This is a genomic window from Massilia sp. BGA-UO-ETr-WB1 (genome assembly GCF_059567845.1).
The window spans coordinates 293149-314362 of the sequence record NZ_JCAQOT010000023.1 but is presented as its reverse complement, the minus strand read 5'-3'; the positions used below and the strand labels follow the sequence as shown (position 1 = coordinate 314362).

Sequence of the window (21214 nt, the reverse complement as noted above, 5' to 3'; positions counted from 1 at the left end):
GCTATCTTCCAGGCTTAAGTTTATAAGGTTGTTCCGTCCGGAATTTGATGTTTTCTTTTCTTTGCGCAGCACCCTGACGGTTGCCATGGTGCTGCCTCTCGACGGCGCAGTGCTGCAGGCCCTTGTGCGATTGCACCGAGTCCACACCTCCGCATCCGATGGGATTTCTTGGTGAAAAATGGCGGGCAATGTTAGTCAGAGGCGCTTCGGTAGGTTTACGCTGGATCATGTTAGTGAGATCCTTGCTCAAGCTATCTAGCTTCTCTTGGATTTCCTGAATGCGTGCATCGTCTCGCCCTGAACAAGCCTTATCCATGGGCAATTGTAACGCCACGATTTTTCTGCTAACGATATCGTGATAGCTTTTGGGCTCGCTATCATCATCGTAATCATCCTGATCTACCTTAGCAGTGTGATTGCCACGATGCGGCTGCACGCCCAAGTAACAAGCCCCCTGTAAGGTGCAGGGAATGAACACCAGGTTGGGTAATAGATTGATATCGTAACCGAATTTTTCGATCTTCTTGCCCAGCCCAGAGCGCTTCATTCCCTCACCCGAAATCACATGGTGAGCCTGCATTAAGACGCCGTTATTGCGCGGATGAGTATCATCCCCTTCAATCGCGTCTTTGATCCGCTTCAGGTACTTGCTGTCCTTGGCTGATTTTCCGAGTGTGATGGTCATTGCTATGGTGAGAGAGTTAATCGTATTCGACGTTGCCTGGCCTGCGGCGCGGAGTAGTATGCTCGGCGCTACCACATAACCTGCATTTCTTGTTTCGCTTGATCGCCGTTTTTCTAGCTTGTAACGTGGACTTGGTACTTCCTTTCACCACCAGGTTTTTGCTGCGCGCCTGCACCAGTTTCGCACCTAGATTGTGCAAATCATCTACCGCTTGGGACAAATCGCTGAGAGTGCGAACGAACGCGTCGATTGCCGCTTTGGCACGCCTAAGGCGCCGATTGGCCGTGGCCACCTTGACTCCTGCTGCGGCAAACCTCGCAATCAGCATCGAGATCCTCGCCGCCGCAGCCGCTCCAGCGCTCAGCAACGCGGTCACGATAAGTAGAACCACTTCGATCATCAGGTAAGCACTGCCTTTGCCCGCCACATAGGCATAAAAATTGGGCGGAATGGCTTCAAGCATCAGGCCGACATAGGACAAATAGCTCAGCGCGCTGTCGTGGTCGGCAATGATCTCCAAAACCACAGCAAAATTCGGATCGTTACGGATTGCCTTCGCAAGCGCCGGATCGATGTCGGCCAATACTGTGTCTACGAATGCCTGAATTGGACGAGGTTCGCCATTGGCGATCAATATTGGCAGATTGAGAATTGCTTCACGGTGTTGATAAATTTTTTGCGCCTTCGCCGCACTTTCCAGCACCGACTTGGCCGTCGTTTCAATAGACTGTCGGGCGCCCCCTAGCCGCGCGATTTGTTCCCTTGTCAGATCGCCTGCTTTTTGCTCAATCGCCCTCTGCCACCAAGCCCAGTTGTACAGCGTATCGTCAGGATGTTCAATATGTTTGCTCAGCTCTTCGTGCAACGCGGTATAGCGCTGTTTGCCATAGCCGGCAAGGCGATCGTATGCAGTACCAGCCGCATCTCTAATCTTGCCGCCCAAGTCGATCCACAGTTTAGCCTCAAACAATTCTGCCTGATCGCTGAGCCAGTCGGCACCACCAGCGCTCCAACCTTCTCGTGCGCTGATAACGAAGGCCAATGCAGGATTCTCGTCCCACTGGCTTTGAAACTCGCTCATCTGGTCGCTCAAGTTCAAGTAGGCCGCGTGAAGCCGAAGTACTATGCTCTCGCGCTCCTCAGCAATCTCCTTTTCCGTAATGGTGGAGTCGGTTGTGACCAACACGCCACCGTCGTTGGGCACCGCTAGCCGTTTAACTTCAGATGAAGGACTACTCATGCTTTTGCTCGCCGTGTTGCGGAATTGATCTGTACTCCTGCCGCAATATCGCTGCCATCGACCTTAAATTTAAGTTTTGCTAACGGCCACGGTGTATTCCAGGCGTCATCGTACTGGGCCTGAATCTCGACCCAAGTGTTCTCAGCCTTGGGAAGGACAGGTAACAGGTATGCTGCACGCGCGGGGCCACTAAAGCTCTTCTTCCCCGCATGGATAACGATCTTGCCCGGCCCCTGAACGGTGATATTTCCGCCATCGATGGTGATGCTGGCACCGCCGGCGGTGGACAGCGTGATGCGCTTCGCCGCCGCCCAATCCACATGCGCGCCGACACTGGTGAGCTGGATGTCGTCGCGCGCCTGCACCTTCAGGATGTCTGCCTGCGCCTGCACGTCGATCGCATCCTTCGCGGCGGTCAGCTGCATGCCGATGCCGCCCTCTCCCGCCGCCACCGCGCCGCCCAGCACGCCGATGGCTTGCTGGCTATGCACGCGCAGTTGGCCGCCGGTGGTGAACTGCGTGTCGGCGCCGCTCATCACGGTGGCGGTCTCGCCGTTGGCCCATTGCAGATCCTGGCCCGCCGTCACGCCCAGCCCGGCTTTGGCGGAGATGGCGATCACGGCGTCCGTGCTGTGGGGCAGTTTGCTGTCGGCGGGGGCGATGGACTTGTCGGCGGCGTCGGCCTTGGCGGCGTCGAGCGCGTCGTTTGCCACCATGCCGGAGACGGCGGTGAGCATGGCGGGCAGCGGCGCGGCCTTGTCGTCCAGCGTGCTGGATGCGGCCTTGGCGGGGCCGATGTGGCTGGCCAGCGCCACGGTCTCGTGCTTCTTGGCCGCGTCGCTGAAGGTCTCGCCCAGCTTGGCCGCCTGCTTCATCAGCGCGATACCGGCGGCGTTGTCGCCCACCGGTTCGCGCGCGCCGGCCGCGTGGGACAGGCCGTAGCTGCTCACCAGCAGACCGGCGCCGGCGCGCACGGCGCCATAGGCATCGGTGCGCAACTCGGCGCCCTGGCCGCGCAGGCTGCCACGGTAGTTGTCCGCGTTGTGCACCAAGTGGCCAAGCGTCAGCTCGGTGGCGGCGTGGCTGCTTTTGAGCTGGATGCGGCCTTGCGCGTCGGTGTCGTCGAACAGCAGCTGGTTGTAGCCGCTGCCGCCGAACTCCTTGCTGCGCACGCCCCATTGCGCGGCGTTGCTGCGGTGGCCGGCACTGTCGGCCGAGGCGCCGTGCCACAGCGGACTGTGGCCGCCGGCGAGGTTGCCCTGGCCGGATACAGCATGGTCATGGGCCTTGCCGAAGGGTTGCGCGGCACTGCACTGCTCCGGCTGGCCGCCCGGCGTGCGCGCCACGCCGCCTTCGCCCTGGCCGTTGTACAGCGCGCCGACGATGATGGGGCGGTCGATGTCGTTTTCCAAAAACTGCACCAGCACTTCCTGGCCGATGCGCGGCAAGAACTGGCTGCCCATGCCGCCGCCGGCCGAGCGCTGCGCCACACGCACCCAGCAGGTGGCGTCGCCGCTGTCCTGCCAGTGGAAGCGGATACGCACGCGCCCAAGGCGGTCGCAGTGGATTTCGTCCACGCCGTTCGGGCTGTCACTGCCGTCGGGGCCGACCACGATGGCGCTTTGCGCGCCGCCGGCGGTGGGACGCGGGTGGCTGCGGCCGCCGCTGCCCTGCAGCAGCGGACGCCATGGCAGCTCGTTGGCGATGGCGTCAAAGCTGTTGGCGTAGCCGCTGCTGATCGCTTGCGCGATGGTCTGCTCGTAGTCGCCGGCGGAATCCGGCGGCACCGCTTCAAGCAGCAGTTCGGGGACGGGGCCGAACAGTTCGGCCAGCGCCTGCACGGCGGGCAGCGGCAGGTTGTTCACGCCGACGCTGCGCACTCGCAGCATGGTGTAGACGGGTTCCGCATCGCCAGTTTGAAGCGGGCCTTGCGTCACGGTGACGCAGCTGCCCGCGCGCAGCGTGCGCACGGTGGAGCGGCCGCGCCAGAGATGGCTGCGCGCCTCGCGGGCCTGCATCTGCAAGTCGGCGTAGCGCTGCGCCTGGGCGCCGCTGGCGTAGTGGTACTGGCCGGGCGCGTCGTAGTTTTCCAGCGCCAGCAACCCCGCCGTTTTCATGCGCGACATGGCGCTGGCGCCGACGGCGCGCTTGGCCTTGTAGTCGTAGCTGAGCAAGGTGGTGATGGAGACGCAGGCCGCGCGGCTGGCCTGCAGCGCCTGGATCGTGTCCTGCTGTTCGCCCACGCGGGCGCCGTGGAAGCGGATGCCGCCGGAGGCCTCGCTGCTGGCGTCTTCCGGCACGGCGCAGCGCTGGCTGCTGTCGGCAAACAGCACCATCTGCGCGCCTTCGTCGTCCTGTTCGAAGCGCCACGCCAGGCCTTCTTCAGCCAGCAGGCGTTCGATGAAGGCCAGGTCGCTTTCGCGGTACTGGCAGCAGTAGCTGCGCGGGACGGCGTCGGCCATGAATGGCGCGGCCTCGTCGCTCCAGCGCCAGCGCGCCAGCGGCTGGTAGGCGCAGAACACTTCGTCGACAATCTCCAGCACGCTCCTGTCCTGCCACACGCGGCTGTTGCGCACCTGGCCCAGGCGCCACACCCAGTGCGTGAGCCGCAGCCGGTAGCGGGCAAAGCCGCCGTTGCTGCCCAGCGCGGCCATTTGCGTCACGTCGCCGCTGAAGCGGGTGCGGGTGCCGTCGGCCAGGCTCAGTTCCAGGGTCGCGGACCGGCCCAGCAGGGCTGCGGCCTGAAGGTGGGCGTCGGTGGACAGCACGATCACGTCGCGCGGGCCGGTGCCTTGCAGTTCGTCGTCGGCGGTAAAGGCCTCGACCAGCAGCTCCGGTCCATCCTCCAGCATCAGGGCGTAAAGACGGCTTTCACTTGAATATTGCGCCAGCGCGGCGGAAATTTGCGCAATTGCAGCTTGCATGTTTCATTGAGAGATATTGAATATTTGGCAATTTACTATATTCAACAGTTTCTTGCCGCACATTTGACGCGTGCGCGCGCTACAGTGCTTCAGGGTAGCCCGTGATGTCGGCGATCTCTTGGTACATCGGCTGCAGGCGCTTGTACATTTTCAGGTAGACGCGCTGGTACAACTGCTCGTAGGTCTTGCGGTTGGCCTCGATCGGATGGAACACGCGGCCCGGGCGCGTCATGGCCTTGATGGCGGCGGCGAAGTCGGCGTGCAGGCCCAGGCCGGCGGCGGCGCAGATGGCGGCGCCCAGGCCGGAGGTTTCGTACAGGTGGGCGCGCGCGGCGGGCAGGCCGAAGATATCGGCAGAGAGCTGCATGGCCGCGTCGCTTTGCGAGCCGCCGCCTGCGATGCGCAGTTCCGTCACCGGCACGCCGCTGCGCTTCTGGATGCGCTCCGTGCCTTCGCGCAGCGCGTAGGCCAGCCCTTCCAGGATGGCCCGGTACATATGGGCGCGCGTGTGGACGTCGCCGAAGCCTATCATGGCGCCCTTCGCTTCCGGCCCGGGCACCTTGATGCCGGGGCTCCAGTATGGCTGCAGCATCAGGCCCATGGAGCCGGGCGGCACGGCGTTCACCAGCTTGTCGAACAGCGCTTCGGGCGGCGTGCCCTTCTCCGTGGCGGTGGCTTGTTCCAGGTGGCCGAACTGCTCCTTGAACCAGTTCACCATCCAGTAGCCACGGAAGATCTGCACTTCGGTGCTGTAAGCGCCCGGCACCGCCGCCGGGTACGGCGGGATGAAGGGCGTCACTTCGATGTACCTGGTGTTGGTGGTATTGATGGTGGCGGTGGTGCCGAAACTGAGGCAGCCGATGTGCGGCTCCAGGCAGCCGGCGCCGATCACTTCGCAGGCCTTGTCGGCGGCTGCGGCCACCAGCGGCGTGCCTTCCGGGATGCCGGTCGCCAGCGCGGCTTCGGCCGTGATGGCGCCGATCACGGTGCCGGGCTGCACCAGCTCGGGCAACATGCCGCGCCGCACCGCCAGCGCCTGCCATTTCCAGTCGCGCGCGCCAGCCCACTTGTGGCCCTTGTAGTCGAACGGCAGGTAGGCCACCTGCGAGCCGGTGGAGTCCACGTAGCGGCTGCACAGGCGGAAGTTCAGGTAGCCGGACAGCAGCAGCACTTTGCTGGTCTGCGCCCAGATGTCCGGCTGATGGGCGGCGATCCAGTTCACTTCCGCTTCGCGCCGGAAGTAGTTGATGGTGCCTTCCACGCGCGCCAGCTTGAAGGCCGCTTTCCACAGCGGGCCTATCGGCGGCACGGTGCCGGTGCGGCGCTGGTCCAGCCAGGTGATGGCGGGCCGCAGCGGCTTGCCGTCCTTGTCCACGTTGATGACGGTGCCGCGCTGCGTGGTGACGGCCACGCCTTTCACTAGCGCGCGGTCGATGCCGGCGTCTTGCCACAGGCGCTGGCAGGCGATGCAGACGGCGTTCCAGTACCCGTCCGCCTTGTGTTCGGCCCAGCCGGGGTGATCCGAGTAGTAAGGCTGGAGATGGACTTGCGCCTTGGCGGCGAGGTTGCCGTCAAGGTCGAACAGCAAGGCGCGCACGCTTTGGGTACCGTTGTCGATAGAAAGGATGTAGGGTCCGGACATGTTTATGCGGGCAAGCTGTAGTGAGTTTTCCATAATGCCAGATAGGAGGCTTGCTCGGCGTCCCAGCGGGCGTCGCTCCAGGCCAGTTCCGGCTGGCAGATGGCGCGCACGCGCGGCAGTATCTCGGCGCCGCCGCCCCGCAATTGCAGGCCGATGCGCAGCCGGCGCAGCAGCAGGTCTTCCAGGTGCTGCACGGCTTCGTGGCGCGCGGCCCAGCGCAGTTGTGCCCAGATGCTGGCGGTGCCGGGGATGAGGGCGAGTTCGTCCGGCTGCGCGCATGCCAGCAGCGCCTCGGTTTGCGCACCGTAGCGGCCTTGCAGGCGCCGGGCCTGGCCTGCGGGCAGGCTGCGGCTCCGCCCCTGGCTGAGCGCGGGCGGCGGCGCGAAGATGGGCTGCGGCGAGAAGTCCGCTTGCCAGCCGGGCAGCATGGACGCGGCTTGCCGCAAGGCGTCCAGCGCGATCACGCGGAAGGTGGTCAGCTTGCCGCCGGTGACGGTCAGCAGGCCGTCCTCCAGCCACAAGGCGTGCTCGCGGGTTTCTTTCGACGGGTCGGCCTGGCCGCTGTCGATCACCGGGCGCACGCCGGCGTAGGTGGCGAGGATGTCGGCCTCCTGCAGATCCAGCCGTGGGAACTGGCTGCGCAAGGCGGCCATCAGGTAGTCGACCTCGCTGCGGGTGATGGCCGCTTCGAAGCGCATGTCTTCGCGGTGGTCGACGTCGGTGGTGCCGACCAGCGTGACGCCCTCCCACGGAAAGGCGAATACGGGGCGGCCATCGGCCGGGTGCATCAGGCTCACGGCCTGTGCCAGCGGCAAACGCCATGCGGGGAGGACGAGGTGACTGCCGCGCAGCGGCCGCAGGCGCGGGGCTGTCCCGCCTTGCGCTCGCAGTGCGTCGGCCCAGGCGCCGGTGGCGCTGATGACGACGCGCGCCCGCACCGCGTGCTCCGCGCCGCCGATCTCGTCGCGCAGCCGGGCGCCGCACACTTTACCGTCGCTGTGCAACAAGCCCTGAACGGACAGGTAGTTGAACGCGACGCCATCGAGCGCCTGCGCTTCCTGCAGCACGCGCATGACCAGGCGGGCGTCATCGGTCTTGGCGTCGGTGTAGCACATGCCGCCTTGCAGGCCTTCGCTGCCGATGTTGGGCGCCAGCGCCAGGAATTCGTCGCGCGGGTAGTAGTGCCGCGCGCGCTGGCCTGCCATGTGGTCGTAGATGGCCAGGCCGGCAAGGAAGGTGCGGCGGCCGGGCTTGCGGCCCTGGTAGTCGCCGAAGGCGAAGCTTTGCGGCTCCACCAGCCCGGCCGCTTCGCGCAGCAGGCTTTCCCGCTCGTGCACCGATTCGCGCGTCAACGCGAATTTTCCTTCCTTCAGATAGCGCAAGCCCCCGTGCACCAGCTTGGACGAGCGGCTGGAGGTGCCCCAGGCGAAGTCGCGCTGCTCCACCAGCAGCGCCTTCAAACCGCGCCGCGATGCTTCCAGCAGGATGCCCGCGCCGGTGATGCCGCCGCCGATAATCAGCAAGTCCCAGTCGCGCGCCGGCAGTTCCGCCAGCGCGGCGCGGCCGCCCGGCCGCCAGTGCGCGGCGGCGGTCATGCCTCCGCCTTCGGCAGCAGCTTGCCGGGGTTCATGATGCCTTGCGGGTCGAAGTGGCGGAAGATGGCCTCCATGGCCGCGATGCCCGCCGCGCCCTTCTCCGCCGCGAGGTACGGCGCATGATCGCTGCCCACGCCGTGCTGGTGGCTGATGGTGCCGCCACCATCGACAATGGCCTTGCTGACGGCCTGCTTGAGCGAACGCCAGCGCTCCAGGTCCTCGTCGTAGTCGCCCGCCAGCCGGTACACAAAGGTGCTGTACACGCTGGCGCCCTGCGCGTACAGATGCGACAAGTGCGTGTACGCGTGCACCTGCTCGCCGTGCGCGGCAAGCGCCCCGGCGGCGGCGGCTTCCACCGCGCGCATGGTGGGCTCCACCAGCGGCCAGTCCACCGCCGTTTCCACCGTGTCGATCACATAGCCGTGCTCCCACGCCGCGTTGCGCAAGTAGACGTTGCGGAAGCGGTTCTGCTTCCACTTGTCGCCCATCTTGCGGCCCACGTGCACCCCGCCGTGCCGGCGCGCCATGCGCAGCGCGGCGCGGATGGCGGCGCGCGCCTGCCGCTTCGTGCCGCTGGCGCCTATCATCAGCATGCACTTGCCCTCCTTGCAGCCGCGCAGCGCCAGCCAGCCCTCCAGCAACCCGATCAGCTTCTTGTGGCCGGCCAGCGCCAGCATGGTGGTGGTTTCCAGCGCGTTCGACAGCCGCAGCATGGACAGGCCCAGCTTGGCCTGCGCCAGCTCGCGCACCGCCGTCTCCGCGTGCGCCCAGTCGGCGAAGAACACCGCGTGGAAGGCTTCGTACTCGGGCAGCGGCGTCACGCGCACCACCGCTTCGGTCAGGATGCCGATGCGCCCTTCCGACCCCAGCACGATTTCGCGCAGGTCGGTGCCGGCGGCCGACGCCGGGAAGGTGGGAATGTCCAGCCGCCCCAGCGGCGTTTCCACCGAGCCGCCGGCGAACATCTGCTCGATGCGCCCGTAGCGCAGCGATTGCTGGCCGGACGAGCGCGTGACGACCCAGCCGCCCAGCGTGGAATACTCGAACGACTGCGGGAAGTGGCCCAGCGTGTAGCCGTGCGCCCGCAGCTGCGCTTCCAGGTCCGGGCCATACACGCCCGCCCCGAACGTGGCCAGTTGCGATGCCCGGTCCAGGTGCGCCATGCTGCATAACCGGGTGAGGTTCACGGCCAAGGTGGGCTGGCCGCCCTCGCCTGCCGTCAAGTGCCCGGCCACGCTGGTGCCGCCGCCGTGCGGCACCACGGCCACGTTGTAGCGCTGCGCGTACTGCAGCAGTTCGCGCACCTGCTCCTGGCTTTCCGGATAAGCCACGCCGTCCGGCGCCGTGCCGATGCGGCCGTAGCGCAGCTTGAGCCAGTCCGGCAGGCTCTGGCCCAGCGCGTTGCGCAGCCGGGCCGGCGCGCTGGTTTCAATCAGCTTGTGGTAAGGCAGGCGCGAAGGGGCCAGCGCGGCGCAGGCTTGCTCGAAGGTGGCGTCCTGCCGGCCCTTGCCGGCGCCGATGCGCTGCGCCAGGAAGGCCAGCGCGTCCGCCTCCAGCGCGAAGTTGACCGCATCGTCGCCCCAGCCGTTCCAACGTCTCATGGTTTCTTTTCTCCGCTTGCTATACTGGCGCACCTGGCCAAATGATGCCTGGAGAATAAGACTAAACCAGCCCCCGGTATTGCGCTTTCATGACAAACGCCTTGTTCGATTATGCCAACGACGGCCGCGTGGCCGGTTCCTACCTGCAACCCCTGCTGGAGGCGGCGGCCGCGCGCGGCGTGGCGCCGCAGGCGCTGGAACGGGCCGCCGGCCTGGCGCCGGGCGCGCTGGAGCCGCTGCCTGAGTCCCTGCCGGCCGCAACCTACGTGCGCCTGCTGGACCTGGCCGCCGCGCTGGCGGACGATCCGCATTTCGGCCTGCACGTGGGCGAGCGGGTGAAGCTGGGCACGTACAGCGTGTACGGCCTGATCCTGTTGAGCTGCCGCGACTTCGGCCACGCTTTCGAGCAGACCATCCGCTACGAACAGCTGGCGCACGACCTGGGGCGTTCCAGCCTGCAGGTCGGGAACGGGCTGGCGCGCTATACCTGGCATAGCCATTTTCCCGGCGCCACGCGGCACCTGGCGGACAGCGTGTTCGCCGGCATCCGCGTGTTCGGCAACTGGCTTGCGGGCGCGCCGCTGCCGCCGGCCAGGCTGGAACTGATGCACGGCGGCGAGCCTGCGCTGCACGCCGAATATCTGCGCGTATTCGGCGAAGCGCCGCAGTTCGGCGCCGCCGCCAACCGCGCCACCTTCGATGCGCGGCTGCTGGCGTGGCCGGTGCCGAATGCGGACGTGAGCATGTACCCGGTGCTGCAGCAGCACGCGGAGCAGTTGCTCAAACAGCGCGCGCAGGCGGACGCGGGCATCGCCGCGCAGGTGCGGGCGGCCATCGTGCGCGGCCTGTCTCAGGGGCAGGCGCGGCTGGCGCCGATTGCGGAGGAACTGGAGTTGTCGCCGCGCACCTTGCAGCGCAAGCTGAGCGAGGCGGGGGTGAATTTTCAGCAGGTGCTGGACCAGACCCGCTTCGCGCTGGCCAAGGATTATTTGCGCCAGCCGGGATTGGGACTGGTGGATATCGCGTTCCTGCTCGGCTACCAGGAGCAGAGCGCTTTCAATCACGCGTTCCGCGAGTGGGCGGGGGTGAATCCGGGGGCATGGCGGCTTGCCGTGCGCTGATCACGTTTCCTCGCCGCGCACGCGCACGAACGGTCCCAGGCATGCCTTCATGCTGGCCTCGAGGCACATCAGGAACATATTGCCGGACTGGTGGAACAGGATGAAGCTGGCCACCGTGCGCCCCACTTCCGTCACCTGGCCCGAGCAATCGAGCTTGCCGTTGTCTTTGACGATCTTGTCGGAAGTCTTGTAGAAGCCGTTCTTGTCCGGCTGGTCGTCGATGACGAACTCGGTCTCGGCCACTTCGGCCGCGCTGGTGATCAGCGCGGTGCCGTCGGCGCGCATGCGGTAGATTTCCTGGCACGAGCCGTCCGGGAGCACGAAGCGCCAGACGCCGACGATGGGATGGTCGGCCCGCACCGGGGCGGCGGCCGCGGCCGCGCTGCACAGGGCGCAGGCGGCAAACATCAGGTGTACAGCCCGGCTCAGGATACACATGGCGAACTCCACATGGCGAACCGCCGCATTCGGCGTTGGATGCGCCCAGTATATCCCGGCCCGGCGAACCGCGTTTTACTTCTCCGCCACCGCCTTCATGCTGGCCAGGCCTTTCTCGAAGTCCGGGCCCACCATCTTGTCCATGCTGACGAACACGCCCATCAGCTTGGTGATGAAGGCGCTCGGGCCGGACATGGTCCAGGTCACGGTGGTGCTGTCGCCCTGCGGCGCCAGCGTGAACACGGTGGTGTTGTGCGACTCGAACGGCTTCAGGAAGTCGAGCTTGATGTCGATCTTGCTGGGCGCGGCGGCGCCGGTGATCTCCATGCGGCCCGCGCCGACCTGGTCATTGCCTTCCCAGCCGTAGACGGCGCCCACGCCGCTGGGCGCGCCGCTGAAGGTGCGCACCATTTTCGGGTCCAGGTGCTCCCATGGCGACCAGGTGCTCCAGTTGTGGAAGTCGCTGATCAATGGGTAGATCTTGTCCGGCGCGGCCTTGATGGTGGTGCTGCGCGTGACGGTGAAGTTGTCGGGCTGAGCCAGCGCCAGGCCAAGGATAATGACGATGATGGCGGTGATGCCGATGGCGATTTTTTTGAGCATGGGGTCTCCTGCTTTGATGGTTTTTATTGGTCCGGCTGTTGCCGAAGACGCAAGCCTAGCATGATTTTTTAGCTACGTTGCCAAAAATCATGCTCGCTCATCCTCAGCCGCCGCGTGCGCGCAACAGCAGCGGCAAGGCGCTCGGCGTCATCGTGAAAGTGAAGCATTCTTCCACCGGCGGCACAGCCGGGCGGAGCGTGAATTCAAAGTTGTGCAGGATCATCGACATGGCCATCTTGATCTCGGCCACGGCCAGGTAGCGCCCCGGGCAGAAGCGCGGGCCGCCGCCGAAGGGCAACAGCTTGCGCGCCGGGTCGGAGGCGGATTCCCCGCCGCCCTCGCCGCCGGCCAGCCAGCGCTCGGGCAGGAAGGCCTCCGGCTGCGCAAAGCCGCCTGCGCGCTCGGCAGCCTGGCGCAGCATCAGGAAGATCACCGTGCCGGCCGGCACCTGCACGCCCGCCACCTGCGTCGCCACGTTGGCCTCGGCCGCCATGAACGGCGCCACCGGCTTCAGGCGCATGGCTTCGCGCGTGGCCGCGTCCAGGTAGTCCATTTGTTCCAGCAGCTGCGGGTCGCGCGCCACGGCGCTTTGCCCCAGCAGGCGGTCCGCCTCTTCGGCCGCGCGCGCCACGGCGGCGGGCGACTGCGGCAGCAGGTTGAGCAGCCAGGCCACGGTATTGGAAGTGGTGTCCTCGCCCGCGAACACCATGGTGATGGCGTTGCCGATCACGACGCTGTCGCTGAAGCCGGAATCGGCCTCGTCGCGCGCGGCCACCAGCGCTTCGAGCATGTTGGCTGGCTTGCTGCGCAAGGACGGGTCGGCCGCCATGCGCGCGCGGGCCTGGGCGATGAAGCCTTCAATGGCGGCGTGGATGCGGGCGGCGGCGGCATCGGCCTCGCGGTCCACCGGCAGCTTGAACACCTTCCAGTATTCAACCGCCGTGGTGAGGCGGCGCGCCACGCGCTTGAAGCAGAATTCGATGTCGCGCTGCAGCGGATTATCCTCGTGCTCCAGCGTGTTGATGTCCTGCCCCATGGCCAGGCCGATGGTCACGTCCAAGGTGTAGGCCTTCAGGTCGCGCAGCACGTCGACCTCGCGCCCGGCGGCCAGCGCGGCCTTCCAGCGCAGGCACAGGCGCCCGGTCATCATGGCCAGCGTGGGAAAGAAGCGGTGCACCACTTCCGGCGTCAGCGCGCGCATGGCCAGCTTGCGCTGGCGGCGCCATTCCTCGCCTTCGGCCGTGAACAGGCCGCGCGTGCCGGCCTGCTCCAGCATGCGCGCGGTGCGCGTGGAGCGGCGGAAAGTGTCCGGACGGTCGCGCAGGATGCCGGCGATGGTGTCGCGGTCCGCCACCACCACGAAGCTGCGTTTGACCATGGTGAAACGGTAGACGGGGCCGAACTCGCGCGCCCAGTCTTCCATGTTGCGGTGGAAGCGGCCCGGCTGGATCTGGCGCAGATTGCCCAGCAGCGGCACGCCCTTCGGTCCGGGCAGGTCGGCAATGCGGCGCGGCGCACCGCCGCGCCCAGCCGGGTCCAGCGCCATGCAGCTCTTGTCGGGCATGTCTCGTCCTTGGGTGGCGAATAATCTGTTATATTTTACGCCACGTTTACGGAAAAGGAATGCCGATGTTGTCGCATGTGTTTGTGGGAGTGACGCAGTTCGAGCGCGCGCATGCGTTCTATGCCGCACTGATGGGCGAGCTGGGACTGGTGCAGAAATTCCGGGATGACAGCCGGCCCTGGGCGGGCTGGATGGCGGCCGATGCGCCGCGCCCGCTGTTCGTGATCGGCAAGCCCTACGAGGGCGAGGCCAGTTGCGGCAACGGCCAGATGGTGGCGCTGCTGGCGCCGTCGCGCGCGGCGGTGGACCGCGCGCACGCCAGCGCGCTGGCGCATGGCGGCAGCTGCGCCGGACAGCCCGGCTTGCGGCCGGAATACCATCCGCACTACTACGGCGCCTACCTGCGCGACCCGGACGGCAACAAACTGGGCGTCTGCTGCCACCGCGAGGAGTAAATCAGGCCAGCGCTTCCTTGGCCGCTTCTTCCGGCGTCAGGCCGTCATAGAACTGGTCGGTGAACCATTCGATCTGTTCCTCGATGTGCTCCTGGGCCTGCTCCACCGTGGCGCCGCCCTGCACCAGGAAACCCTCCACTTCGATGCACCAGTGGATCAGCGCCAGGGTTTCTTCGTCCAGCTCTTCTTTTTTCTTTGCCATGCTTGCTACACCTTCACTGTTTCATTGATCGTCCAGCCTACAGTGTACAGTGTAGCAGCACGGGCCTGCCTTACTTCGCTTCCTTAACTTCCCTGGCTTCCTTCGGCTCGGGATACAGCACCAGCTGCAGATAGTTCTCCATATTGAAGTAGCGCCTGGCCGCAGCCTGCAGGTCGGCCGGTTTGACGCTGGCCACGCGCTGCTCGTACTTCAGGAAGGCGCTGGCCGGATCGGTGCCGTTCAGCGCCGCGCCCTGCAGGCGGCTGAGCCAGTAGCCGTTCTCGCGCAGCGCCTTGCGGTGGCTGGTGTTCCAGTTCTGCTTCACCTTCTCCAGGTCCGCCGCGTCCGGCCCTTCTTCCTGCATCTTGCGGATCAGCTCCATGGTGGCGGCGATCACCTTGTCCACATTCTCCGGCGCGCAGGGCAGCGCCGTCTGGATCTGGTAGGCGCCGTAGGGACGCTTGCTCAGGCCGCCGTTGATCTGGCCGCCGTAGATCACCGCCATCTTCTCGCGCAGGGTTTCGATCAGCTTGATGTTGAGCACTTCCAGCATCGCCTGCATGTGCATCTGCGCTTCTTCCGAGTATTTCGCCTCGCCGGTGAACACCAGCGCCACGCGGCTCTTCGGCTCCGAGCCCTTGAACACCTCCTTCTTCACCACGCCCTTCACCGGGCGAATGCCCTGGTCCCTGTAGGCGGCCGGGATGGCCGGCGTGGGCAGGCTGGCCAGGTAGGTGGCGATCAGCGGTTTGATCCTGGCCACCTCGAAGCTGCCCACCAGGTAAAAGGTGAAGCCGCTGGCGCTGGAGAAGCGCTCCTTGTAGATCTCCATCACGCGGTCCAGCTGGACCTGGTCGAAGTCCTCCACGCGCGGCGCGCGCGGCACCAGCGGGTGGTTGTTGTATAGCGTGGCCGTGAGCGTGTCGCCGAACACCGCCTCCGGCATCAGCAGCGCGCTGCGCGCCATTTCGCGCTGCTTGCCGATGAAGGAGGCGTACAGCGCCTCGTCCTTGCGCGGCTGGGTGAATTCCAGGTGCGCCAGCTGCAGCATGGTTTCCACGTCGTTGCTGCCGGAGCTGCCGCGCAGGCCTTCGGACAGCGCGCTGATCGACGCGCCCGACGAGGCGGTTTTCCCGGCCAGGATCTTCTGCAGGTCGGTCGGCGAATAATTGAGCAAGCCCATCTGGCCCACGATGGTGCTGGCATAGCGGGCGTTGAACATGTCCTTGGCGTCATACAGCGACTGCCCGCCGAAGCGGTGCGCGCTCATCAGCACCTGGTCGTTCTTGAAGTCGGTCGGCTTCAGCACGACTTTCACGCCGTTGCTCAGCGTGAGTTCGGTCAGGCCCAGCGCCTTGTCGGTGGTCTCCTTGACGATGCTGCCGGCCTTGGGCGGCTTGTCCATCAGGCTGGTGGCGTACACCTTCTCGGCCTGCGCCTTCACCGCCACCATCTCGGCCGCGTTCACGGCGGCCAGCAGCTCCGTGCCTTTCGGCACCGGCTGTTCGGCCTTGTCGTTGCCCATGTAGACCACCAGCTTGTGCTGGTCGGCCGGCAGCAGCTTGCGCGCCGCCGCGTTCACTTCCTCCAGCGTGACGCCCGGCACCAGCTCATTGGTGTAGGCGTACTCGTTGGCGATGCCGGGCATCGATTCGTTGACCAGGAAGTTGCGCAGGAACTCGGCCGCGAACGCCGCCGACTCCGACTTGTCGCGCTCGTTGTACACCCGCTCGACTTGGCGCAGCATGCCCTTCTTGATGCGCTCCAGCTCCGACGCGGTAAAGCCGAACTGGCGCGCCCGTTCGCTCTCCTGCACCAGTGCGCTGATGGCGGGCTGCGGGCCGCCCTTGCCCAGCACGGCCAGCGCGCTGAAGGACTTGTAGCCGTGCGCCACCTTGCCGATGGTGCCGCCGCCCTGGATGAAGGGCGGCTCGGCCTGCTGCGTCAGCTCGTTCATGCGCTGGCCCAGCATGGCCATCACCATGCCCTCCACCAGCTTCTGGCGGTAGCCGGCGAAATCGGTCTCTTCCTTGTAGGGCTCGATGGCGTAGCGGATGTACAGCATGTTGGCCGGCGACTCCTTGTCCAGGAACACCACCGACTCGGAATAAGTGCGCGAAGGAATCGGCGCGTAGGTGCGCGGGCGCGGCTGCTCGGGATTTTTCAGGCCGCCGAAATGGCTGTGCACCAGCTTTTCCGCTTCCACAGGATCGATATCGCCCACCACGATCACCGCCATCAGGTCCGGCCGGTACCAGTCCTTGTAGAAGCGCTTGATGGCTTCGGGCTTGAAGTTCTTCAGCGTCTCTTCCTGGCCGATGGGCAGGCGGTCGGCATAGCGCGAGCCGTTGAACAGCTTGGGCATCAGCACCTTGTTCATGCGGTCGCCGAAGCCTTTACCGATGCGCATCTCCTCCAGCACGATACCGCGCTCGCTGTCGATGTCGGCGTCGTTCAGCGACAGGCCGCCGGCCCAGTCCTGCAGCACCTTGAAGCCGGTCTCGATGTTTTCCTTCTTCGCGGTGGGGATGGGCAGCATGTAGACGGTTTCGTCGAAGCTGGTGTAGGCGTTCAGGTCGGCGCCGAATTTTACGCCGATGGACTGCAGGTAGGAGACCAGCTCGTGGCGCTTGAAATTGGTGGAACCGTTGAAGGCCATGTGCTCGGTGAAGTGCGCCAGGCCGCGCTGGTCATCGTCCTCCAGGATGGAGCCCGCCTTCACCGCCAGGCGCAGTTCCAGCTTCTGTTCCGGCTTGGCGTTCTTCTTGATGTAGTAGGTCAGGCCGTTGGCCAGCTTGCCCACCTTCACGTCCGGCGCCATCGGCAAGGGCGCGCTCAGGTTGATGTCGGCATGCGCCAGCAACGTGCAGCTGAGCAGCACGGCGACGGTCGCGGTACGCAGTTTCAAAAGTTTCATGCTTATCAGGATGCTATTGAATGAATTACCACAATACACGAAGTTCGGCGATTTCCGCTACAATCGCCGGGCTTCATTTTAGAAGCAAAAATCAGTCAACAACCAATACGTCTTCGGGGCGGGGTGAAATTCCCCACCGGCGGTAAAACCGGCAACGGTCAAGCCCGCGAGCGCTTGCTTACGCAAGGTCAGCAGATCTGGTGCAATTCCAGGGCCGACGGTCATAGTCCGGATGAAAGAAGATGTGCGCTGCAACGCGGCTTCCCTATCGAGCGATCGAGACGGGCAGCCGCGCGTCGTCGCTTGCCCTGATGCGTTTTTCGCCAACTTATGCGAGGAGCGTTTCACATGTTAGTCAATCCAGAAGTAAGCCGGTACACCCTCTCGAGTCCCGACCTTGAAGGCCGCATCCAGTCCGCGCTGGGGGCCATGCGCGCCGGCGTGCCGGTCATCCTGCTCGACGATTTCGACCGCGAAAACGAAGCCGACCTGATCGTGGCCGCCGATAAGCTCACCGTCGAAACCATGGCGCTGATGATACGGGAATGCAGCGGCATCGTTTGCCTGTGCCTGACGGCAGACAAGGTGCGCGAGCTGGAATTGCCGCCGATGGCTGCGGACAACGGCAGCCGCTACGGCACGCCGTTCACGGTGTCGATCGAAGCGCGCCACGGCGTGACCACCGGCGTCTCCGCCGCCGACCGCGTCACCACCATCCGCGCCGCCACGGCGGCCGGCGCCAGGCCTGAAGACGTGGTGCGGCCCGGCCACGTGTTCCCGCTGCGCGCCACGCCGGGCGGCGTGCTCGCGCGCAAAGGCCACACCGAAGGCTCGGTGGACCTGGCCACCATGGCGGGCATGAACCCGTCGGCCGTGCTGTGCGAGCTGATGAACCCGGACGGGACCATGATGCGCGGCGCAGACATCGAACGCTTCGCCGAACTGCACGGCATGCCCATCCTGACCATCGCCGAGATGGTCGAGTGGCGCGGCCGGTCCGCGTAAGCTAACGCGGCAAGTGCACGTGGCGGTGCACCAGCGTGCCCGCCAGCGCAAACGCCACCGCCGCCACGCCGAACGCCATCGGCAGGCGCGCGCTCCACTCGGGCAGCGCGTGGATCACGGTGCCCATCAGCGCCACGCCCACCAGCGCGCCGATCTGCCGGTTGGCGTTCAACGCGGCGGCGGCGCTGTTCGAATACGCCTTGCCGGCCACCTGCATCACGGTGGCCGTCATGGCCGGTATCGCGATGCCGACCGCCACGTTCATCAGCACGATCACTGTGAGCATCAGCGCCAGCGGCATGGATGGCATGCGCCACGCCAGCGCCAGCAGCACCGCCGCCATGGCGGCGCCCACGGCCAGCCCACCCAGCAGCGGCAGGCGCAGGCCAGTCCGCGCGGAGATGCGGCCGGACGAGAAATTCCCTATCGTGAAGGCGGCCATCATCGGCAGCAGCGTGTAGCCGGTGTGCAGCGCGTCCGCGCCGCGCGCCTGGATGTAGAGGCTGAGCAGGAACAGTTGGCCGAATACCGCCAGGTTGATCAGGAAGCCGGTCGCGTTGGCGGCCGCGAAGCTGCCGTTGCCGAGCAAGGCGCGCGGCAGGATCGGATGGGCGATGCGCCGCTCGCGCCGCACCAGCACCGCCGCCAGCGCCACGGTGGCCGCCATGCCCGCCAGCAGCGGCGCCGAGGTCCAGCCCAGCACCGGCCCTTCGATCAGCACGAAACTGAGCCCGGCCAGCGCCAGCACGCCCAGGCCATGGCTGACCAGGGACAGCGGCCGTGGCTGCGGCTGCACCGCCGGGATCAGCCGGTACGCCAGCGCCATGCCGAGCAGCCCAAGCGGCACGTTCACCCAGAACACGCTGCGCCAGCCGAATTCGTGCACCAGAATGCCGCCCACCAGCGGCCCGACGGCCGACGAGGCGCCCACCATCGCGGACCAGGTGCCGACCATGCGCGCGCGCACCTTGTCGTCCTCGAAGGTATGCGTGAGCAGGCTGAGGGAATTGGGCAGGAACAGCGCGGCGCCCGCGCCCTGCAGCAGGCGCGCGGCCGTCAGCGCTCCGCCGCCCGGCGCAACGGCGCACAGGATGGAGCCGAACAGGAACACGCCCAGGCCCGCGATATAGGCGCTGCGCGCGCCCATGCGGTCGCCCAGCGCGCCGCCGGCCAGCAGCAGGGCCGCGAAGGTCAGGGTGTAGCCGTCCACCACCCACACCAGGCCGGACACCGGCACCGACAGGTCGCGCGCGATGTCCGACAGCGCGGTGTTGACGGCGGTGAGGTCCACCATCGCCATCACGAAGCCGATGGCCAGCGTGAGCAAGGTCAGGTTGCCCGCCTGCGGGGCGCTTTGTACCGCCGCGCCGTCAGCGGTAGCGGCAGCGGCAGCGCATGAATCATTTGCCATAAGAAGCTCCTTTACACATCCTCGGCATCGTAGGCCGCTTGCGGAATGCAGTAAACACGCATAACATCAGCGCTCCGATGCAAAAATGCATTTCACGGAATCACCATGGACTGGGACAACGCCCGCATCTTCCTCGCCATCCACCGCGCCGGCACGCTGCGCGGCGCGGCGGCGCAACTCGAGATCGACCAGGCCACGGTCGGCCGGCGCCTGGCCGCCATGGAAAAATCGCTCAACGCCAAGCTGTTCCTGCGCACGCCCGGCGGCTACGTCGCCACGCCCGCAGGCGACCTGGCCGCCAGCGCCGCCGAGCAGATGGAAACCGCCGCCGACCGCCTGCAGCGCGAAATGCAGGGCATCGACCACCGCCTGTCCGGCACCATCCGCGTGGCCACTTCCGACACCATGGCCGCCCATTTCGTGGTCGATGCCATGCAGCGCCTGCACGTGCGGCACCCGGACATCCGTATCGTGCTCAGCGCCGCCACCCAGCTCTCCAGCCTCACCCGGCGCGAAGCCGACCTGGCCATCCGCACGGTGCGGCCGGACAGTCCGGACCTGATCTCGCGCCACCTCACGCGCCGTACGCTGGGCCTGTACGCGTCCAAGGCCTACCTCAAGAAGCACGGCATGCCCACGCCGGGCAACGCGCTGGCCGGGCACGACATCGTCATCTACCAGCACAGCGTGGCGCCGCGCCATGCGGAAAAGCTGTGCGGCGAGCCGGTGGCCAACGCGCGCGTGGCCATGGAAGTGAACACCGGCCTGATACTGCATGAAGCCGTGAAGGCCGGCCTGGGCATCGGCGAGCTGGCCACCCACATTGCCGCCACCACGCCGGAACTGGTGCGCATCTGGCCCGAGCGCGAGCAAAGCTACGAGGTCTACCTGGTAATGCACAGCGACCTGAACCGCAGCGCCCGCGTGCGCGCGGCGGCGGACGCCATCATTGAATCGTTCCCGTGAATCGTTCCCATCCCGCCAGCGCAGAATGCTAAGATGCCAATATGAGTACACAGGCATCGTTTTTTTCCCCGCTGCGCGACATGCAGCGCTGGGCCATGGACTGGATCGCCAGCTGGTGGCAGCTGCTGCAATTCAGCGTGCTGGTCGCCACGCTGGCCCTCGCGCCGTCCAGCTACAACGCGCGCCACCGCCCGGCCCTGGCGCGCCAGCTGGTGCTGGGCAGCGCGCCGCACCTGCCGTGGTTCACGGTGGTGTCCGCGCTGATCAGCATCGTCATCATCCGCATCGTGGTGGTCACCTCGCAAAGCTACGGGCTGTCGCGCTACGCACTGGAGATGGTGGTGAGGGTACTGGTGCTGGAACTGATCCCGCTCATCACCGCGCTGTTCGTGGCCCTGCGCAGCACCCTGCCGGCCGGCGTGGAATTCGCGCAGGTGCGCGCCGCCTCCAAGGGCAAGAACGCGGTCACCGGCATGATAGGGCTGCGCGACGAATTCTTCCCGCGCGCCGTGGCCGGCATGTTCTCGGTGTGGCTGCTGGGCGCGGTGAGCTGCGTGCTCACGCTGATCCTGGCCTACCTCACCATCTACGGCTTTACGCCCTACGCGCTGCAAGGCTACACGCGCGTGGTGGGCCAGATCTTCACGCCGCCGGTGACGCTGATCCTGGTATTGAAAATCTTCTTCTTCAGCCTGGCCGTGGGCCTGATCCCGCTGGCCTCGTCCTACCACGCCGGCTCGTGGCGGCTGCGCCATGTGCACGGCCTGTCCGACATGGTGCGCATGTTCTCCGTGCTGCTGCTGATCGAAGCCGCCTCCCTGGTGGGCAACTACTACTGAACCCGG

The 21214-nt window shown here is 66.1% G+C and carries 17 protein-coding genes and 1 riboswitch; of the genes, 5 read left to right on the top strand and 12 right to left on the bottom strand.

Features of this window, described 5'->3' with window-relative positions; all coding sequences use genetic code 11:
• Position 1 precedes the first annotated feature (1 nt).
• The 6 genes from AC56DV_RS09915 to AC56DV_RS09890 form a co-directional block, all read right to left on the bottom strand.
• Complete coding sequence (locus tag AC56DV_RS09915; RefSeq protein WP_496314121.1) at positions 2-685, bottom strand: AHH domain-containing protein; 684 nt, start codon at positions 683-685, stop codon at positions 2-4.
• A gap of 16 nt (positions 686-701) precedes the next feature.
• Positions 702-1925: a hypothetical protein gene (locus AC56DV_RS09910; protein WP_496314120.1), complete on the bottom strand. Its 1224-nt coding sequence runs from the start codon at positions 1923-1925 to the stop codon at positions 702-704.
• Positions 1922-4849 (bottom strand): type VI secretion system Vgr family protein, encoded by a 2928-nt coding sequence (locus AC56DV_RS09905; RefSeq protein WP_496314119.1) that lies wholly within the window; start codon positions 4847-4849, stop codon positions 1922-1924. The genes AC56DV_RS09910 and AC56DV_RS09905 overlap by 4 nt, the downstream gene beginning before the upstream one ends.
• A 79-nt stretch (positions 4850-4928) precedes the next feature.
• On the bottom strand, positions 4929-6491 hold the full coding sequence (locus AC56DV_RS09900) for an FGGY-family carbohydrate kinase (protein ID WP_496314118.1): 1563 nt from the start codon (positions 6489-6491) through the stop codon (positions 4929-4931).
• A gap of 2 nt (positions 6492-6493) precedes the next feature.
• On the bottom strand, positions 6494-8086 hold the full coding sequence (locus AC56DV_RS09895; RefSeq protein ID WP_496314117.1) for a glycerol-3-phosphate dehydrogenase/oxidase: 1593 nt from the start codon (positions 8084-8086) through the stop codon (positions 6494-6496).
• Positions 8083-9687 carry an FAD-binding oxidoreductase gene (locus AC56DV_RS09890; RefSeq protein ID WP_496314116.1) on the bottom strand — a complete coding sequence of 535 codons (1605 nt, stop codon included), beginning with the start codon at positions 9685-9687 and terminating at the stop codon, positions 8083-8085. The genes AC56DV_RS09895 and AC56DV_RS09890 overlap by 4 nt, the downstream gene beginning before the upstream one ends.
• 89 nt (positions 9688-9776) lie before the next feature.
• On the opposite strand from AC56DV_RS09890, the gene AC56DV_RS09885 reads away from it, so the two are divergent.
• Positions 9777-10808, top strand: a complete 1032-nt coding sequence (locus tag AC56DV_RS09885; RefSeq protein WP_496314115.1) for an AraC family transcriptional regulator — start codon at positions 9777-9779, stop codon at positions 10806-10808.
• Here the strand turns inward: AC56DV_RS09885 and AC56DV_RS09880 are convergent, their stop codons facing one another.
• The 3 genes from AC56DV_RS09880 to AC56DV_RS09870 all read right to left on the bottom strand — a co-directional run bounded on the left by AC56DV_RS09880 (position 10809) and on the right by AC56DV_RS09870 (position 13413).
• Entirely contained in the window at positions 10809-11246 is a 438-nt protein-coding gene (locus tag AC56DV_RS09880; protein WP_496314114.1) for a hypothetical protein, read from the bottom strand.
• Between the two features lie 75 nt (positions 11247-11321).
• Positions 11322-11849, bottom strand: a complete 528-nt coding sequence (locus tag AC56DV_RS09875) for an SRPBCC family protein (protein ID WP_496314113.1) — start codon at positions 11847-11849, stop codon at positions 11322-11324.
• A 103-nt stretch (positions 11850-11952) separates the two neighbouring features.
• Positions 11953-13413, bottom strand: coding sequence for a cytochrome P450 (locus tag AC56DV_RS09870; protein ID WP_496314112.1), 1461 nt, complete (start codon positions 13411-13413; stop codon positions 11953-11955).
• A 65-nt stretch (positions 13414-13478) separates the two neighbouring features.
• Between AC56DV_RS09870 and AC56DV_RS09865 the strand changes: the two genes are divergently transcribed.
• A complete protein-coding gene (locus tag AC56DV_RS09865; RefSeq protein ID WP_496314714.1) occupies positions 13479-13868 on the top strand; it encodes a VOC family protein in 390 nt (129 codons plus the stop codon).
• A gap of 1 nt (position 13869) precedes the next feature.
• Here AC56DV_RS09865 and AC56DV_RS09860 read toward each other — a convergent pair whose 3' ends face one another.
• Positions 13870-14070 carry a hypothetical protein gene (locus AC56DV_RS09860; protein WP_057157919.1) on the bottom strand — a complete coding sequence of 67 codons (201 nt, stop codon included), beginning with the start codon at positions 14068-14070 and terminating at the stop codon, positions 13870-13872.
• A gap of 70 nt (positions 14071-14140) precedes the next feature.
• Complete coding sequence (locus tag AC56DV_RS09855; RefSeq protein ID WP_496314111.1) at positions 14141-16987, bottom strand: M16 family metallopeptidase; 2847 nt, start codon at positions 16985-16987, stop codon at positions 14141-14143.
• Between the two features lie 105 nt (positions 16988-17092).
• A riboswitch (FMN riboswitch) is annotated at positions 17093-17235 on the top strand.
• Positions 17236-17335: 100 nt separating this feature from the next.
• Here AC56DV_RS09855 and ribB point away from each other — a divergent pair.
• The gene (gene ribB / locus AC56DV_RS09850; RefSeq protein ID WP_496314110.1) at positions 17336-17992 is read left to right on the top strand and encodes a 3,4-dihydroxy-2-butanone-4-phosphate synthase; all 657 of its coding nucleotides are present in this window, start codon (positions 17336-17338) and stop codon (positions 17990-17992) included.
• Position 17993: 1 nt separating this feature from the next.
• On the opposite strand, the gene AC56DV_RS09845 is transcribed toward ribB, so the two are convergent.
• Complete coding sequence (locus AC56DV_RS09845; RefSeq protein WP_496314109.1) at positions 17994-19403, bottom strand: MFS transporter; 1410 nt, start codon at positions 19401-19403, stop codon at positions 17994-17996.
• Positions 19404-19508: 105 nt separating this feature from the next.
• On the opposite strand from AC56DV_RS09845, the gene AC56DV_RS09840 reads away from it, so the two are divergent.
• Together AC56DV_RS09840 and AC56DV_RS09835 are read left to right on the top strand one after the other, a co-directional pair.
• Positions 19509-20369 (top strand): LysR family transcriptional regulator, encoded by an 861-nt coding sequence (locus AC56DV_RS09840; protein ID WP_496314108.1) that lies wholly within the window; start codon positions 19509-19511, stop codon positions 20367-20369.
• 41 nt (positions 20370-20410) lie between these two features.
• Positions 20411-21208 carry an MlaE family ABC transporter permease gene (locus tag AC56DV_RS09835; protein WP_496314107.1) on the top strand — a complete coding sequence of 266 codons (798 nt, stop codon included), beginning with the start codon at positions 20411-20413 and terminating at the stop codon, positions 21206-21208.
• Positions 21209-21214: the final 6 nt, after the last annotated feature.